Raw genomic sequence first — 16,825 nt, 5'->3', positions numbered from 1 at the left:
GGAGGAGGGCAGAGCGACCGTCCTCGCAAGTGACCGGTCGCGATGCTTGATGGCCAACCCATTCGCCTTGACTCACCCACACCGCGGTAGGAGACTCGGTCGCAAGGAGCCTAGAAACTCCCCAGGTAGCGGTCCCCACCTCCGTCAAACCGGTGGGTTTTTTGTGCCTGTGCATTTGCGGGCGCAGACCGACGTGACGCTTGCGTCGGGAGGGCGGCTAATACAACACCCGAAAGGGGAATACGCCCGCCGGCTACCTGCGGTTTCTAGCCTCCCGACTTCCCGTCGCCGTCCTGGCGCACGGGTACTTCATGGAACGAGGAGGCAAGCATGTCCACCATCGATTCGGAAGATCAGGAAGGCGCAAGCGAGGTTCTTTCCGCGCACAGCCTGCAACGACTCGCAAAGCTGCGCCTGGACGTGGCGCTACTGGCTCGGCTGGCACGAAAACGTCAGGCGAAAGCGCCCGAGGACGTCGTCACGGAAATTCACCTGAGCGAAATTGCCAGCAACCTGGCCTGGCTGGAAACACACATCGCGCAGTTACTCGACGAGCGACCTGCACAACACACATCCAGCGAAGGCGCAGCATCAGGCGAAGTGGATGCCACCGAGCCGGCCACGGGCGAGCCCGACGAGCGCTACATGTCCGGCATCACGCTCGACCAGCTCGACGCCATCCACGAGCTACTCGACAGCCTTCGCGCTCATGGTGACGTGGTGACCTGCAGCGGCGACGCCGAGTTCGCCGACGGCACGCTGCCGGCGATCGGCGATGCCATCTACCGCGACGCTGGCACGCTGCGGGCCCTCGTCGACGCCATCGATGCACAGCGGCTGGGGCCACCGCCTGGCATGCGAGCCAGCGTGCAGGAGGAGGGCGCCACTTATGTCGCGTTCCCCGCCCGCCTGCCGGCCAACGTCGTGGCATCCGCGGTGCGAGCGCACCCCACCTATCAGTAGCTGACGGAGAAGGGGCCGGCGCATATCGACGAGCGATGGCGCCGGTCCCCACTCCCGGGGGAGGGCGTTCTACGTGCACGGCGTGCGCGGGATCGACTACGCGGCGGCCGGGTTCTTCCCGCTGGACGATCCCAAGGACTGGCAGAGCCTGCCGGACGGTGCCGTGGTGGTGGTCGATGAATGCTATTCGGCGTTTCCGCGTCGCATGCCCGGGGCCAAGGTGCCGGCGTACGTCGAAGCGCTGGCCACGCGCCGCCATCGCGCCTTCGATTTCCTGCTGATCTGTCAGCAGGCCAAGCAGCAGGTGGACGGCTTTGTGCTCGGCCTGGTCGAGTGGCACGAACACGTACGCCGCAAGATGGGCGTCAAGGCCGCGATCATCCTGTGTTGGGACAAGTTCTCGGAGAACACCAATAACAGCCAGATCAAGAAGCCGTGGAAGTACCCGGCCGAAGTGATGAAGCGGAACCTGTACGAGTCCACCGTGATGGACACGACCAAGATCCGCGTGCCGTGGTTCGTGTGGGCACTACCGCTGACCGTGGCCCTGCTGGGCTTCCTGCTATGGCGCGTGTGGGCATTCTTCAGCCCGGAGAAGCCCAAGCCTGCCCCGAAGCCGCAGGCACCCGTCACCGCGAAAGCGGAACCGAGCAAGGGCCTGTCGATCAGCAGCGGCGGCACCAGCACGCGGCCAAACGACCTGGTCGCCTACTTCAAGCCGCGGATCGAGGGCCAGCCATGGACGGCGCCGGCCTATGACAGCCGGCCCGTGGTGGCCGACCCGGAGGTGTATTGCATCGCCGTGGACGATGGCCGGTGCAGCTGCATGACGGAGCAGGGCACGCGCTACGAGATGGACAAGAAGATCTGTCGATCGATCGCGGCGAACGGGGTCTATAACCCGTACAGGCGCCCCGCCAGCGCACCCCTGCAGGGGCAGCAGGCCAGCCAGGCGAACCAGCCGCAGCAGGCGCCCAAAGACCCTGCGAACGGGGCCGGGGCCTCAGGTGGTTCAACGGGCTGGCCAGGTGGCGTCGGCGCGCAGTCCTACACAGCGCCAGGTGAGCCGGGTTCGTGGAATGCGGATGCCTTTGGGGGTAAATCCGTTCGGTAATCTTAATTAAATTAGGCATATAAAAAGGGATTCTTTGCTTGTTATCTATCATGCTTCACTGGTAGTGTCTTGCTCACTTCGACATGAGCGATTGCAAGGTCCGCCTGATGGAAAGCAATCAATTTCTAAGTTCAATAATTCCGCATCGCCTGCGAGGCAATGCGATATTGTATGCGTCCACTCAGATTTACATTCGTTGCGAATCCTACAAGAACGAGTTGCCCGCAACACTTTTAATACGCGGCGAGATTGTCATGGAGGGTGGCGTTTATTCGTTATTGAATCCCCTCGTTGAGGCAGGGCTTGTTAATCTTCGATGCCTTGTCGAATTTCTTGGCGTGAAGCGCAACTCACAAAACAACACTCTGGCAGATAGAAAGGGACGCTTGGACGATGTTGTAATTGAGAGCTTCAAATATAAAGACATCCCACTATCCAAAGTTACACCAAATGGACTTTGCTCTGTGCTAGATGGCCATTCACCCTTGATTGTTAACAATGCCATTTGCCACACACTTGAGATGGCAGACAAGGCAATCGCACATGTCACAAAGGTTCATAACGTCACATCTACAGATTTAACGCAGGTTGCTATTGCGTCCAAGTGTGTTGAAACCGCAGTGATGACATTTCTTTACGATGCCATGGGTCTTGAGCGGCCAAACATCGGTGTAGTAGCTATAGCGGAGTCTGCCTCATGAAATCCCCATTTTATTTAGATGCATCATTCTGGATTTCTTCCATCTCATCGTTAATTTCAATACTAATTGCCGCTTTTGCATACAGAATTTCAAGAAAAAGTTACAACTTTAATCAAGCAGTGGAGCTTCTTGATAGAAAGTCCGTATTGTTGGCAAAGGTATTTGAAGCATTAAATGCAATGGAAAGGCTAAGGGTAAGTATAGATCGAGTTCGCCGACAAGCTGAGCTGATTAATGACACTGAGCTGGTTGAACTCGTTGCCGACTTCCCCGAGCTTAAGTCACAGGAAAAAAAGATAAGAGACATTTACAATGATCTGCTCTCTTTATCCAGTCATGAGACGCTGCTTGCTTATCAGCAAAACTTTCATATAGCAGATTCTGTTCTATCTCAAGCGACCGCTCTTAATTTGCGATTTCATGATCTTGTTGACGATTACAAGAACGCAAAAATGGCAAAAGGGTGTTGATGTCTTGCCATATGTGGGTCTGTGGGCGTAGCCCGAGCCCCGGAGGGGCGTCCCCAGGCCGGCCGTAGTCCTTAGTCGGAGCAACCCCTCCATCCCGGCCGCACTCCCTCTGTGCTCATACCTCAGGACGATGCCTTCCCGCCGAACCCGCTTTTTCTTACGCTGGGCGCAGGGAAGGGAGGTTCGAACATGGATAGTCGTGTGTTCTGGGGCGTGCTCTGCGCTTTGCAGGTCTTCAGCGGGCTGGTTGCCGTCGCCACAGTGGTTCAGCAGCGTATAGCCGCACAGGCGCAGGCCGAAGCGATCCGCCAGGTGCTCTCGATTGCCTCGGATCCTGACCCTATGGGCCTGCGCCGCGAATCCGCCCGGCGTGCTACCGAGGCACAGCGACAGGCCGCCTTGGACTTGCAGCGCCGCCGCTTGGCTCCCTCGGAGCGTTGCATCGGCGGCACCGTCGTGCAGGTCAGTGGATCGACGTACACGCAGGCCATTGGACCGGACGGTCGGCCTGTCGCGTGTTCTGGGCTTTATCGCCTGAGATAGCGTCCGCAATCCAACGCAGGAACAGCTTCGTGGTGTTCGGCTTCAACCTGGGCGAGCCCGGACCGTGGCCGGGAGGAATCAGCGCGTCACCGCGCATCTTCCAACCAGCCCACGGCCCGGTGTAGTCGTGCCGGTTGTCGCGCTGGTCGGCCAGCATCTGGGCGATGCTGGTCAGCGTCACAATGCGACCCGATGGCGTCGTGAATTCCTGACGCTCGTCGTCCCAGGTCCAGGTCAGGCGGCTGCGCTTGCGGCTCATTCGTGCGTTCCATGCACAGAGGGGCGGTTTCAGGCTAACCGCATTGTCGTCGCCCCCTTAACCCTGTCGCCCCAAGATAGCCTATAATACACTATATTTTTCAATTACTTACGTTCAGCCATGGGTCTCGCCTGATCTTCCGCCTCAAAGGATGACGCGGTAACGTGGTCTTTTTGAAAAAGGCGACGTAGTTAGCGGTACGGGGGCATCAGAAAATCGCCTGCCCAAAGGGGACCTCGCAGCACCAGGGGCATGACCTGATGGCCCCTGCGGGTCTCGCCTGCACGAGCGCCTCAAGTCAGCCGAAGGAAGATGGGGCCGACGTTTACCGTGCAGCCGATTCCACAGGATTTCGCATACTCTCTGACCAACGAGGAACGTTCGTAGTACGTTCCGACAGTTACGCGTCGGGCAGCAGGGACGTCGTGCGGTAGACGAACGACCACAACAAGGAGCGAAGCGCCTCGTATGAAAGCAGGATCGGCTTTAGAACAAGATGTCAAAACGGTGTATTCGTACCTTCTGAACATGAAGGACGAAGGGGTGGTGGTCGCGAACAATGTCTTTATGACAGGGAAGTCCGGCGTCCAGCACGAAATCGACGTCTACTACGAGTTCGCGCGAGCTGGGATCCGACATCGGGTGACAATCGAGTGCAAAGACTGGGCATCAGCCGTTTCAAAAGGAAATATTCAGGAATTCGAATCGAAGCTGCGCGATATCGGAAACATCACCGGAGTTGTAGTATCGCGTAACGGTTACCAGAGTGGCGCGGACACCTTCGCTAAACACTGCGACATTTTGCCGTTGGTCTTTGATGATCTGCCATCGTGGGGGCAGTTGTTGGGAGGGCGATTACGAAGTGTCGCGCTCCCCGATGAAACCTATATTGGGGAGCCTTTTTGGATCATTATGGAAGTGCGAAACGGAAAGGCCACGGGTTCTCATTTTTCCGTTGAAGATGAGTCAGGCCAAAGAGTTATCCCGCTCATGTACTCCAAGCCCCACGCGGAGCGGTTTTTCGCATATGCAGAGCTTGACGACAAAAGATGGGGCGTGCGCGGTCTGCCAAAGCATGCTTTTCGCGCTTTCCTTCTGACGTTGGAGTTATACGAGATGAGGGGGATCCAGGCAGGCATCTGCATGCTCCCTCCAGGAGCGAGGCTTAATGCGGATTTTGTTTTCGTCCCGGTTACACGTGATGTTCTAGTTCGCGAATATCTCGGTGAATCTATTCCATCAATTACCAATGGTGCTCACCGCGGCGACAAAGTGTGAAGCGGTGAGAAATGTTTATGGTGCTCGTCTATCCTGTAGGAGATAAGCAGACTGATTAGTCGCCGATGATCTCCGCCTTAGACGGGCGCTTGGCTGCGCTAAGTTGTATATCTATACGGGTCAAATCTTAGAACGTGACGCATGCACAACGATGATCTTGATGAAGACTTTAAGGCTGCCGCTGGCGGTACCGCCGTCCCTTCGGAGTTTTTGCAAGAAATAGGGCGAATTACGGTGCAATTTGCCTTGCTGGAACGGGACATTGTTGAGTTGACGCACCATCTGCTCGGCATCCCGGAGTCCATGGGACGCTGCGTGACATCCGAGCTCTCTTTTCGTGGGATTACGCAACTGGCCAGTTCTCTTCTCCAAGAGCGTCTTCCCGAGGAGCTGGAAGATTTCCGGAACTTGCTCAAGCTCGTGGGGCGGTGCGAAGAACGCCGAAATGCCATCACGCATTCTCTTTACGGTTTCCTCTGGTCTAAGGATTTGGGGCAGGCTACCGTGGTGCGCACGAAATACAGTGCAAAACAAACGAAAGGTCTCAGCTTTCAGCGCGAGATAATGACAGTGAAGGACTTGTCAGGAATTGCCAGAGAGCTGGCTATCGTTAGACATGATGTCGAGTCGTTTCGGCGGCGGATAGGGTCTAACACACCGTAACACTTCAATGCTTTGCTGTGGCTCTACCTCACCACCATAGACACTTCAAAGAAGTTGTTCTAATTAGTGAGGCGCATCATTCGCTGGATCAACCAACTCGGCTAGGGTGATTTCCCCCTCAATGTAAAGGAGCACACGCCCTTCCATTGCTGCACTCGGCTTGAAGCCCTCAAGGCCGACGTTGGCGCGGGCGCCGTCGGCGTACTCTTGCCGACGGGCGCGCTCTTCAGGCGTGATCTTGGGATGGGTCGGCATGGCGATGGCCTGAAAACTTGATGTGGTCGATCTCGCCGGCGATGAAACGCTGAGCGAGGTCTTCCGACTCCTTGCTCGGTACGAAGCCTTCCGACGACAGATGCATACGCGCTTGCGTCACTGCATCTAGACGGCTGTCGGTCGTGGCGCCTGCGGGCGCGGTTGCGCTGCTAGGGATGGTGACAAATGCTCCCTGCAACTGACCGCTCATCGCCGAAAGGAACCTCTGACGCCCCACCTCTCGAGACGATTCGCAGGGTTCCACGGCGATTTCCACGGTGCGTGTTTCAATCATCGCGAGGAGCTTCTCAGTCGCGTCCAAGTTCCTGTTCAAAGGAACAATTTATGGCCGTTTCGGTATCGCCTGAAGTGATATAAATATATCACAATTCAGCGGCTTACGTTACTTTTTTGGTTGCCAGCACTGTACGCCTATGCAACGCTTCTCGCCTAGGGTGAGCTATTCAAGCTCATTCCCAGCTGTTACCGGAGCCACGCGTATGGGGCAGATCAAGCATCGACCCTCGGATATTGACCGGTATCTGCCCGGTTCTCCGCTGATGACGTCCCCAGAGACGGCGAAGGCGCTCGGTTTCAAGACGGCCTCTGCACTGACAAAAGCCCGTCAGGCTGGCCGTCTTCCCGTTCCGATGTTCACTCTTCCAGGCCGCCGTGGATGGTTTGCCTCCACAGAGCGCGTCCGCGCATGGCTGGAGAGCACCCTGCAACCCCGCAAGGAGGATTCCGGCATGACGTAGATGCCCGAGTGATGCTAGGGCTTTGTTGAAAACAGAAAGCCCCGCACGGCAATGCGGGGCTCTCTTGTTGCAGCGGTTTCGTAGGTTCCGTGCGCAGCTATCTTCAAAGCTCCTCTGATCCATGTCAATGCCTCATGCGCTGTTTGCGGCGCGTGACGGGCTGACATGTCCATAACGCCCTCCGCCGCTCGGCAGGGTACTGGTTCCGTGCGTCCACGGAACACCGGAGATAGCTATGCAAACGCAACTGACTGTCGGCAGCCGTTGGCTGTGCGGCGACCGAATCGTCGAGATTGACGGGCCCCTTTCACTGTACCAAGTCCAGGTGCGTGACGCCGGGACCGGCAACCTGCTTCCCGTCGCGATCGGGACGCTAAAGCCCATCCCTACCTCGCGGCGAGACGCTGAGCCATCAGTTGTACCGCAGGCTGAGTGGGATCGTGCTCGCGCCATAGCGAAAGCCCTCGCGCCTTATGTGGCTGACCACTTGCCACGGCAGGTTGCAGATGAGCTGGCCGAGCAATTCGATGTATGCCTCAGGCAGATTCGGCGCTGGCTGGCACGTTATCGTCAAAACCAGCAGACAACCGCGCTCGTGCCACGTTCTGGAGGCCGTCCGCGGGGACTGCGGCTGCTGGACCCTCAGGTCGAACAACTGATTCAGCACGTAATCTCAAAACACTACGCTCGCCGGGAGGCCGCATCGCAGTCCGAAGTCTGTGAACGGATCCGCCTGATGTGTCAGCGGCTGCAGCGTTCACCGCCAGCCCGGAAGACCATTGTCTCCCGCATCCGCGCCGAAGATAGCTTTCATCTCGCGCTCAAGCGCCAAGGATCAAAAGCAGCTCGTCAGCAATTTGAGCCTCGTCCTGGCAAGCTCACGGCTGAGCGCGCCCTACGCCTGATTCAGATTGATCACACTCGTGCCGATATCAATTTAGTAGCCGACGATGATCCCACCCGTGTGATTGGTCGCCCTTGGCTGACACTAGCGATCGACGTCGCCACGCGAGCAGTCGCAGGCTATTACTTGAGTATGGAGACGCCATCGGCGATCTCGGTGGCCATGTGCGTCGCGCACATGATGCTGCCCAAGGCAGAGAACGACATTGAATCCGGCCTCTGGCCCATGTACGGCACACCAGAGGCCATCCTGGTCGACAACGGGAAGGATCTTCGTAGCCTCGCGTTTCAGCGTGGCTGTGAACAGCACGGCATTGACCTAAAGTGGCGGCCAGTCGCCGAGCCGCATTACGGGGCGCACATTGAACGATTGATGGGCACCTTCATGCGCAGGGTGCATACGTTGCCAGGCACCACCTTCAGCAATGTGAAGCAGCGAGGCGACTATCCCAGCGAGAGCAAGGCGTGTTTGACGCTGGCTGATTTTCGGGCCTGGGTCATAGAGCAGATTTGCCGTGGCTACCACGTCCGCCATCACCGCGGACTGGGCATGCCACCGCTTGTGGCGTGGGAACGGTCCTTCCAGGATGAGAACGGTCACTGCGTGCTGCCAGCAGCGCCGATGGAGCGTTCGACGCTGCGTCGCGACTTCTATCCGTTCGTCCATCGTCGATTGCAGCGAACCGGCGTGCAATTTGCGCAGTCGCGCTATTGGAACCCCGCGTTAGCCCCTCTGATCCACCCCAACCGAGTGGTCAAGGTTCACTACCACCCGGATAACCCTGCGTGCGTCTGGGTGCGAGCAGACGACGACATCTTGATCGAAGCCACGGTCGTTGCGGGCGTCGCTCTAGGCGAAGGGAAGCGGGCCACACTTGACGGATCCGAGCAAGCGCGGTTGGACGCCATCAAACTCCTTGGCTACGACCGAAGCGATGCGGTTAGGACCGAGGCAGAACGCGGAAAACGTCAGCACGGCCGGTCGCAGGCCACATCTTCAGCCGCCAAACAAAAGCGCCAGAGGAGGGTGACAGCATCGGGTTCGACGACCACTCGACCGCAAGTGCCGCTGAGCCGCGCCTCCGTCCGTGCGGAGGTGCTGGACTCATGAGCAGCGCCTATCCCCACCTTACCGAAGCAACCGCGCAGCTTCTAGAGCTGCCAACCTGCGAACGTATTCGCTCCCTTTTCGTCGATCGCTTTGTCTATCACGAGCAGGTCACCGACCTGATCAAACATTGCGAGTTCATGATGTACAGGCCGCGCGGCATACGCCCCACCGGCATCCTGGTCTCCGGCGCCAGTAACGCGGGCAAAACTGCCCTGGCGTCGGCGCTTGAGCGGCGCTGCAAGATCCGAGAAGCAACACCCGAGCATCCGGCCAGCAAGCCCGTCGCTCATTTCTCCATGAGCGACGCGCGAGAAGCGAAAGAGATATTCACGCGCTTCCTGAAGTCGCTAGACGCGCCCCAGATGTCGTCGATGACGGGTAGCCAGCGTCGCCTGAGGGCTTTGAGGCTGGCCGAAGAGGCGGATTTACGTCTACTAATTATCGATGAGATTCAGGACGTCTTGAGCTCGACGCCGCGTCAGCAGGCGCTGGCCTTACTGGCCATCAAAGACATCATGAACTCGCTGAAAATACCCGTGCTTGCCCTTGGCACGGAGGACGCACGCAACGCGTTGGAAGCCGATCAGCACCTCAAGAGGCGATTCCAGTTCCGTGAATTACCGTCGTGGCGCTGCGACGACTACCTGCGCCACTTTCTCGAAGCATACGAGTCCACGCTTCCACTTAAGAAGCGCTCCAACCTGGGGTCGCTACGCATGATGAAAGTCATCGTCAAAGAGTCAGAAGGCGTGCTAGGCGTCATCGTGGAACGCCTTCAGCGCGCCGCTGCGCTAGCCATCGAAGGGGGGCAAGAGCAAATCACCGCGGAGCTGTTCGAACGCGCACGATTTGAGATTCCTGGGACGGATCTGTCAGGGGAGGCCGCATGAGCAGGAAGCATCCACCCTCAACGGTGCTCGTTAACCGTACGATCTCGACGGGCCGACGGCGAGCCAGAACGACAGCGCAGAATGTCGAGCCACTTCCCGAGTCGAAGGCATTCACCGACCGCTGGTGGCTGACCGCCCCAGGACATGACGAGTCACTGCGCTCTCTCGTTGAACGAGCGGATCGTCTGTACGGCAAGCCGCCGCCGGAGGGCTACGCCTGGCAGAGTCGGTCGCTTGGGGAAGGGGCACAGCATCTCGATGCTCCAACGAGTCGCGAGCTGGCACGTCTGGCGCGCATGCTGGGCACCAGTCCGTGTCACCTTCGCGCACATTGCTTGGAGGATGGTCCCCATCTCTTGGAGGTGAGTGAGCGACGCGCTTATTGTCCCCAGTGCTTACAAGAGGACCGAGCGGCCGGACGCCCCCGTATCTTTCGACGTGCCTGGGCGAGGGTAATGGCCGTGAGCTGCCCTGAGCACAGTACGCCGCTTCGCTGGGCGGAGCCGCGCTTAGCGGCGGAAGTCAACTTCGCCCTCGATCCATCGCCGCTGGCCTTCACCGAGGAGGACTGGGAGGTACTTCAGTTGATCGAGAGATTTGCCCGAACGTTGGAAGCCTGCCTATGGGGGGATGGATTGTGGCCTGGAGGATGGCGCGGAAATCCACACGCAGCTCGGGCGCTACTCATTCGGTGCCTAAGCAATCTCTGCTGGCGGCCCGCATCACCGCCAATTGCACAGCTATGGGTGCCTCCCTCCATTGCATCTGTAATCAGCTTTCCGTTGCGTCCCATGCCTCCGCTTTGTGGGGTTCCTTGGGAGGCCGTACGACGAACTGGGAGACCGGCTTGGCGGCGCGCAGCACTCTGGCTAGTCGCAGCACAAGTGATCCCCGGACTCCCCGAACGGTGGCGGCCAGAGACGATTCCAGAGGCATATTTGGCAGCCGTAGATCAGTGGTGGGACGATTCTCCGCAGTCTCCGCACACGCAAAAGTTGCGGCAGGTGCATGCCTCACTCCGACGCCTCTGTGCTCCGTTTCTAATTGATCAAATGCGTTTCTCTCCGCCATGAAGGCGCCATGCAGTCGTGCGCCACTGCGGCATATACGATGCAGCATCCTGCGTTTGGCAGTATCGAGCGGAGAAAGATGATCGCGCGGAATGCGGTGGGGCAGCCAAATGTCGGCCGGGGATGGCTTCACGCCTGGCGCTCGCCATCGTGGCGAAAGCTTCGCAAGATCTAGTCACGAACGCTTTGAACAACCTTCCTCGGTTGCGCGAAAAGCCTGGAAAGCGGGAAGGTGATATCGAATGAAGTCCGACATGGAGCCGCGGAAGGTATTAGCTTCCGTGGGGACGTCAATGTCCAGAGCAGTGCTTATCCGAGCGGCAAGCGCACGTTGACGCTCAGTCGGTGGAAGCAGATCGCGGTCTACCAGTTGGTAGACCGCGACGGTGAACCAGCCGGCAATTTCCCACAGCAAGCGCGACTGCCCCCCGGCATCAAGATGCCGCCCCATTTGGACGCGAAAGGCTTCCTCCAGCATCCAAGGGATGTGGAGCTCCAGGGAAGCATCGGTCTCCGGGTCATGGATGCGCAACATGGCGTCTGCCCGTATTGATACTTAAAAGTAGTCTATCTTTATGGTGGTAGAGTAGGAAGTAGCGCCGACCTAGCGTGTCGGCATGACGACACCCATCTCCCTGGCGGTCAAGCTTGGCCAATCTCTGCGCGCTCAGCGTCGCGCTATTGGGCTCAGCCAAGACGACTTCGCAGACCGGATTCATATGCACCGGGCCTACTACTCAGCGATTGAGCGTGGCGAAAAGAACATCACGCTAACGACGCTCCAGCGTGTGGCTCAGGGATTTGGCGTCAACATGAGCAGTTTGCTGAAGAACCTGGACTGAGTGGGACGATAGCCCAATGGCAGCAGTGACCGCTTCGAAACTTGGTGCAGAAGCCGAAGGCGGGGCCAACCCGTCCTATCAAGGATATGACTACCAGAAGTTGGTAACCGTCTGGGTGGCGTTGCAGCTTATGTGCGGGCCCAGCGCCTCCGCGGATCAGGTCGTGGTCGAGCCGGCTTCGCACGACGACATCAAGGCGCACCTAGCAGTCTCGGAAGACGCGGCCGAGGCTAGTCTCAAGATCACCACCATCAGCGAGCTGCATGTCCAAATTAAGTTCAAGGGCGCCGGCGCTTGGAGCCCCAAGGACTTTGCGGATGTGGTTAATGACAAGAAAGCCAAGGGCGCCAGGGGCCCTAAGCCGCGGCCTCGTGCCAAATCTCTGCTGCTGGCTGACAACAACCGTCGCTATGCCTTCATAACTAATTCCAGCGTCGACGGTGCTTTGGCTAAGGGCCGGGTCAAGTCTCCCGAGCAGAGTGCTGACGACACTTTCGTCCCGCCGCACCTCAATCTTAAGTCGCCGGACCGACAGAGCCTCGCTGGCCGTTTCGCCCTAATTGAGGGCATGACTCACGAGGAGACGCGGCGGCAGATCGATAATATCCTCACCGGGACGCTGCACGTCCCTACACAGGCGCTCGGCGCCTGCGTCGAGCGCCTCAAACGGGCGGTCGAAGATCGCTTTCTTGCGGTCCCCGACCCATTCCGCAAGGTGGACATCGAGAAGATTGCCGAGGAGTTCGGTGGCGTGCCGCACGCCAACCCGCAGCTCGCCGGTTACGTTCCTCCCGCCAACCTTTCCGCCGCCGAAGCGCGATTGAGCCAGTTCGGCGCGGTTCTTCTGATCGGCCCGTCGGGCTACGGCAAGAGCTTGACTGCCGATAAACTGGCGTTCGACCGCCGCCAGGCCGATCCACCCTACAGGGTGGTCCGCGAGAGCGCCGGCTTGCCGGCGATCGAGGACGCGTTCGCTGCACCTGGCCGGGTGCTGTTCCACTTGGAGGACCCTTGGGGCCAGTCCGGCCTGAAGAAGGGCGAGGCTGAGGAGTGGTCCAAACGGATCAGCTCCCTAATCCGCCAGAGGAGCCCCGACAAGCAGTTCGTCATCACCTCACGAAGCGAGATCTATCGAGCTGCCTTCAGCGCATTGCCGCCACCAGTGTGGGCCGACTGCGCCGTCGTCATCAACGATAACGCCTACGACGAGACCGCTCGCAGGCTAATCCTGTACGGCTCCTTGGCCGCTACCAGCGCATGGCGCCATGACCTCGCGCGCCAGCACGAAGCGCGTCTGCTCAGCGCACTGAAATCGCCGTTCGAATTGAACGCCTTCGCGCGTGAGCTCATCGCTGTTCTGAAACCCGCCGAAGCGGATATCGACAGGTTGGTAGACCGGGCTCTTAGCGACAGCCGACTGCAGGTGGTTCGCGACCTGATCGGCGGCTTCGGCGACCGAGGAGTCCGCGGCGCAGCTGTGCTCTGGGCCCTGCTGCGTTATTCCCGCAGCCTGCCGCCTGCCCAGCTCACCCGGCTTCGCCGCGTGGTTGACCACAAAGGAAGGGGCGAGATTGGGCTCGACGACCTAGCCGAACATCTGGCTCAGACCCAGTTGACCAAAAACGATGACGGCGCCTACACCGCCCATGCGAAGGTCGTAGAAGCCATGGAGCAACTGGCTCGCGAGCAGCCTCGCGCGGCCGAAGACGCGCTGAATGCCACAGCACGGGCGGCTCTCATGCTGGCCAGGCAGGATCTTAGCTGGCTTGATGTGCTTGAGCGCCTGGTGACCGGGGCGCGTGCTCTCGAAAACGATGGCGTCGAACTCGACGATGCCGTGGTAGATGGCTTCGATAGCATTTTGATTCAGGGCCTGATCGAATCCGTCGGCAATGCCAGCGCCTTCCACAGGGCATGGCGCATGGCCAATCGCAGACTCAGCCCGAAGTCGCCAATCGGATGGCTTGTCGATTGGCTCGAGCACGGCGCGCCCAAACGGAAAGGCGGCTTTGCCGCCATTGGCTGGCGACCGCCCAAAGTCTCTAAAGTCGACCGTGACGCTGTCATCACCGCCGACCCAGATCTGCGCATCCTCAACGGGTTCATTGCTTATCAGTTGCCCTGGAGTGACACCAACTATGAAGCCGATGATCTGTTGCATTGGCTGAAACAGTTCAGGGCAGATTTCACTGAATCCTTCTTGGTTGCCAGCCAGACAGTGGCCGAATCAGCCAACTATCTGATGTGCGCCGATGCGATCTCGGAATGCGCTCTGGCTGGCCCAGAACCGCGATATGGGGTGGTTTGGGACCACATCGTAAAGATGCAAGCCAGCGTTGACGCAGCCCTAACTCAATCGAGCGATGATCGTCGCCGCGCCTGGCAGGGCGAGCTCGATTTCGCCGAGGGACTCCATATTCAGGAGCGCGTCGAGGAGGAGGGACCTTCGGTCGATCACTTTGCCAAAGGATACGTCAAGGCGAGACGTCGCCAGCAAGGCCATGGCTGGATCGAGGAGCATCCCCGGCTGGACATCATCTTACCGCTCTGGGCCGAGGTGATGCGCCACAACCGGCCGAAGGTTACGGTTACCGAGCTTGATGCCTTCTTCGAGGCTGTGGGGAAGGACGACCGTCTGCAGGCCGAAGGGTTGGGGGTCATAGCAGACCGGCGCCTCGAGTTCGGACGAGACCGCATTTCGCATGCACTGGCTTGCGGCGGCCCGAAGGCAATCGATGCCGCCGTCCGGGCCCTGTCATTCCTCGAAGACGATGGGGAGGCCAGATCGGGTAAATCGTCGGCCCAAGCCATTTTGTTGGAACTTCTACCCACACTGTCGCCTGTTCGCGCCGCCTTGCTTGCGCCGGAGATCGCCAGTCTCGAATTCGAGAAGGAGAAGAAGGTCGCGCTCGCGCAGCGCATCCTCGCCGCCAGTCCGCCCGATGGCGAGGCCGCCGTGCACCTCGCGCTTTCACGCACGCTAGGGGCTGACAACGCCACCCTCGTGCAGTGCTTCCGAGACCTTCCGCCGGGACAGGCGCAAATCCTGCTGACGTCAGGCTCACGCGGCCTGACGCGCCTTCTACTCCTGATCGCCGCGTCTGAAGGTCAGGATGTCTTATCCCTGGCCGAACAGTGGGTTAACTCCGAGGACGAGAACGATGCCGAAGTGGCCGTCCGGGCCTTGGCCGAACTCGATGGAGCTGCGGCCCGGAGCGCGATGGCCAGGGCGCTCTGCCACCCACACTACCAAGTGCGCCGCACCGCTGTGCAGGCCTTAGCCACCAACGCCAGCGAGGCTGAAAAGGCGGTGCTTCTTCATTTGGCCACGGACAGGAGCGCCCCCGTCCGGGCAGCCCTGGCTACCGTTATTGGCCAACACGGCTGGACGGACGGGCTCGATACCCTATTGACGCTTCTTGGCGACCGTCGAAACTATGCCCGGCATCCCGAATATCAGAAGCGGGAAGAACTCGAGTTTCATGTCGCCCGTGCTGCCGCGGCAGCGCTCAGCAAGTTCGACACCCTGCCAGCGACGGTCCTTGACCACATCATCGCCTTCCTCGACAGAGAGAAAGGCAAAGCGATTGATGTTGTTCTGCACGCGGATCTGCTCGGCGTTCTGACGAATCCCGCCTATGCGTCGGTTTGGAAGGCAATCGAACATGGCCTTAGTGATGAGCACGTCGTCGGCGGTAATAAGGAAAATCTCTATCCTGTGCGCTATGCGGCAGCATGGGCCGTAGTAGGTAGGATCAGTCAGCATCCTTTCGAGCTGAGTCTCGCGCCGTGGGTGGCGATCAAGGCGGCGGCGGACCACATCGATCCGCAGTTGGCCGCCCCGCTGCTCTTGGCACTTGGAGCGAAGCTAATCGTCGACTGTGATGCCGCAACCCTGGAGGCGCTTCGCGGCGCTAACACCTCCGACGTGCGTGTGGCGCTCGCGCTGTCGATGATTGAGGAGCACGAAACCGCGCGAGAGCTGGCGCTCAAACACGATCTCCTGCCGGCGGGCCACCCCTTCCTCGACGACGACGACGACGTATCGGCGGACAACACACTATTTTCCCGCTGGCCGCTGTCCTCTTCCGGTCAACGTTGGCTTTCGTCGCTGCAAAAAGGTGCTGACGTCGAGTCGACACTGTTGTGGATGATGGCGGGACGAACGGGTCTCCCCCTGATCGACGACGAGTTCGACCCGCGGCGGCTCCGGCGTACAGAGGCTGCGCCGATCACGACCTTTGCCGAAATGTTCGGGATGGAGTGACAACTGCAGGAAAGCCCAGGAAATAATGGGGGAGATTCATGCGCGGATAATGACGACAGGCGTGCCCGTCAAGGCAGCTACTGCCAAAACATATTTCGCTTCAAAATGCCCTCACATACATCCACAAAATCTTTCTTCAATCTCTTTTCATCCTGTGTATTTACGGGAATGTCGCGAAAGGCTTGGGTCATGTGTCTTCGATAATCGTCTTGATCAATGATGCGCGATGAAATGAATCGGTATCGAAGTTCCGGCATCTGCTGCGCAATGGTCATCACATAGACTAGGCCGTCTATGTGGGGGTATGGGAGATCCAAATTCCGCGCATTGTCCCCAGAGTTTAAGTTGGAAAATATGACAACTCGATCCTCATCATCACTATGGGGATAGGCGACACTAAGCGTTCCGAAATTGCTAGAAAGGGAAGCAACTTCGTGAAAACCCACGCCATGTTTGATGATATTTTTACCGTTTTTCGCCGGATCATATTCGTAGAGCTCCCAACTGGCATAGGGATGTCCCCTATCGGGTAGAGCGTCGTAAAGATCCCGCCGCAGAGCCTTGATCGCAAAGAGTTGGATATCAAGTGCAGGAATGTAACTGAGAGGCACGCGGCCATTAATTACATCCAAAAGCAACTCGCTCCGAACCGACCCAATGCTCTCGCGAGCTAATTTTTCAGAAACTTCTTCAACGCTTAGCGCTCGAATAGCCCCAATCGCCTCCTGCATATCCATA

The 16,825-nt window shown here is 58.8% G+C and carries 17 protein-coding genes; 12 read left to right on the top strand and 5 right to left on the bottom strand.

Translation table 11 applies throughout. The features are described from left to right. The first annotated feature begins 330 nt into the window (after nucleotides 1-330). The 4 genes from NC595_RS14070 (at nucleotide 331) to NC595_RS14055 (ending at nucleotide 3,248) form a co-directional block, all read left to right on the top strand. Nucleotides 331-963: an XAC0095 family protein gene (locus tag NC595_RS14070; RefSeq protein WP_253567446.1), complete on the top strand. Its 633-nt coding sequence runs from the start codon at nucleotides 331-333 to the stop codon at nucleotides 961-963. A gap of 73 nt (nucleotides 964-1,036) precedes the next feature. Then, the gene (locus NC595_RS14065) at nucleotides 1,037-2,077 is read left to right on the top strand and encodes a zonular occludens toxin domain-containing protein (protein ID WP_253567444.1); all 1,041 of its coding nucleotides are present in this window, start codon (nucleotides 1,037-1,039) and stop codon (nucleotides 2,075-2,077) included. A gap of 107 nt (nucleotides 2,078-2,184) precedes the next feature. Next, nucleotides 2,185-2,778, top strand: coding sequence for a hypothetical protein (locus tag NC595_RS14060; RefSeq protein ID WP_253567443.1), 594 nt, complete (start codon nucleotides 2,185-2,187; stop codon nucleotides 2,776-2,778). After that, nucleotides 2,775-3,248 carry a hypothetical protein gene (locus NC595_RS14055; RefSeq protein ID WP_253567441.1) on the top strand — a complete coding sequence of 158 codons (474 nt, stop codon included), beginning with the start codon at nucleotides 2,775-2,777 and terminating at the stop codon, nucleotides 3,246-3,248. The genes NC595_RS14060 and NC595_RS14055 overlap by 4 nt, the downstream gene beginning before the upstream one ends. A 463-nt stretch (nucleotides 3,249-3,711) precedes the next feature. Here NC595_RS14055 and NC595_RS14050 read toward each other — a convergent pair whose 3' ends face one another. Then, nucleotides 3,712-4,050 (bottom strand): hypothetical protein, encoded by a 339-nt coding sequence (locus NC595_RS14050; protein WP_253567439.1) that lies wholly within the window; start codon nucleotides 4,048-4,050, stop codon nucleotides 3,712-3,714. Between the two features lie 468 nt (nucleotides 4,051-4,518). Between NC595_RS14050 and NC595_RS14045 the strand changes: the two genes are divergently transcribed. Further along, nucleotides 4,519-5,328, top strand: a complete 810-nt coding sequence (locus NC595_RS14045) for a restriction endonuclease (RefSeq protein ID WP_253567437.1) — start codon at nucleotides 4,519-4,521, stop codon at nucleotides 5,326-5,328. Between the two features lie 141 nt (nucleotides 5,329-5,469). Continuing rightward, entirely contained in the window at nucleotides 5,470-5,991 is a 522-nt protein-coding gene (locus NC595_RS14040; RefSeq protein WP_253567435.1) for a hypothetical protein, read from the top strand. Between the two features lie 63 nt (nucleotides 5,992-6,054). On the opposite strand, the gene NC595_RS20375 is transcribed toward NC595_RS14040, so the two are convergent. Both NC595_RS20375 and NC595_RS14030 read right to left on the bottom strand, forming a co-directional pair. Then, nucleotides 6,055-6,246, bottom strand: coding sequence for an antitoxin VbhA family protein (locus NC595_RS20375; protein ID WP_256489147.1), 192 nt, complete (start codon nucleotides 6,244-6,246; stop codon nucleotides 6,055-6,057). Beyond that, a complete protein-coding gene (locus NC595_RS14030) occupies nucleotides 6,218-6,568 on the bottom strand; it encodes an antitoxin VbhA family protein (RefSeq protein ID WP_253567433.1) in 351 nt (116 codons plus the stop codon). Before NC595_RS14030 ends, NC595_RS20375 begins: the two co-directional genes overlap by 29 nt. A gap of 178 nt (nucleotides 6,569-6,746) precedes the next feature. On the opposite strand from NC595_RS14030, the gene NC595_RS14025 reads away from it, so the two are divergent. The 4 genes from NC595_RS14025 (at nucleotide 6,747) to NC595_RS20575 (ending at nucleotide 10,981) form a co-directional block, all read left to right on the top strand. Next, a complete protein-coding gene (locus NC595_RS14025; protein ID WP_253567432.1) occupies nucleotides 6,747-7,004 on the top strand; it encodes a hypothetical protein in 258 nt (85 codons plus the stop codon). A gap of 235 nt (nucleotides 7,005-7,239) precedes the next feature. Further along, nucleotides 7,240-9,018 carry a Mu transposase C-terminal domain-containing protein gene (locus NC595_RS14020; protein ID WP_253567430.1) on the top strand — a complete coding sequence of 593 codons (1,779 nt, stop codon included), beginning with the start codon at nucleotides 7,240-7,242 and terminating at the stop codon, nucleotides 9,016-9,018. Further along, nucleotides 9,015-9,908 carry a TniB family NTP-binding protein gene (locus NC595_RS14015; protein ID WP_253567429.1) on the top strand — a complete coding sequence of 298 codons (894 nt, stop codon included), beginning with the start codon at nucleotides 9,015-9,017 and terminating at the stop codon, nucleotides 9,906-9,908. The genes NC595_RS14020 and NC595_RS14015 overlap by 4 nt, the downstream gene beginning before the upstream one ends. Then, complete coding sequence (locus tag NC595_RS20575) at nucleotides 9,905-10,981, top strand: TniQ family protein (protein ID WP_425493143.1); 1,077 nt, start codon at nucleotides 9,905-9,907, stop codon at nucleotides 10,979-10,981. The genes NC595_RS14015 and NC595_RS20575 overlap by 4 nt, the downstream gene beginning before the upstream one ends. Nucleotides 10,982-11,153: 172 nt before the next feature. On the opposite strand, the gene NC595_RS14010 is transcribed toward NC595_RS20575, so the two are convergent. After that, the gene (locus NC595_RS14010; protein ID WP_253567427.1) at nucleotides 11,154-11,513 is read right to left on the bottom strand and encodes a hypothetical protein; all 360 of its coding nucleotides are present in this window, start codon (nucleotides 11,511-11,513) and stop codon (nucleotides 11,154-11,156) included. Nucleotides 11,514-11,595: 82 nt separating this feature from the next. On the opposite strand from NC595_RS14010, the gene NC595_RS14005 reads away from it, so the two are divergent. Together NC595_RS14005 and NC595_RS14000 are read left to right on the top strand one after the other, a co-directional pair. Further along, the gene (locus tag NC595_RS14005) at nucleotides 11,596-11,820 is read left to right on the top strand and encodes a helix-turn-helix domain-containing protein (RefSeq protein ID WP_253567426.1); all 225 of its coding nucleotides are present in this window, start codon (nucleotides 11,596-11,598) and stop codon (nucleotides 11,818-11,820) included. Between the two features lie 16 nt (nucleotides 11,821-11,836). Beyond that, nucleotides 11,837-16,087 (top strand): nSTAND3 domain-containing NTPase, encoded by a 4,251-nt coding sequence (locus NC595_RS14000; protein ID WP_253567425.1) that lies wholly within the window; start codon nucleotides 11,837-11,839, stop codon nucleotides 16,085-16,087. A gap of 77 nt (nucleotides 16,088-16,164) precedes the next feature. On the opposite strand, the gene NC595_RS13995 is transcribed toward NC595_RS14000, so the two are convergent. After that, nucleotides 16,165-16,824, bottom strand: a complete 660-nt coding sequence (locus NC595_RS13995; RefSeq protein WP_253567420.1) for a BrnT family toxin — start codon at nucleotides 16,822-16,824, stop codon at nucleotides 16,165-16,167. Nucleotide 16,825: the final 1 nt, after the last annotated feature.

Origin of the sequence: Dyella lutea (genome assembly GCF_024158035.1) — a bacterium.
In the GTDB taxonomy this organism is placed as follows: Bacteria; Pseudomonadota; Gammaproteobacteria; order Xanthomonadales; family Rhodanobacteraceae; genus Dyella_A; species Dyella_A lutea.
This window is presented reverse-complemented; position numbering and strand designations above follow the sequence as displayed.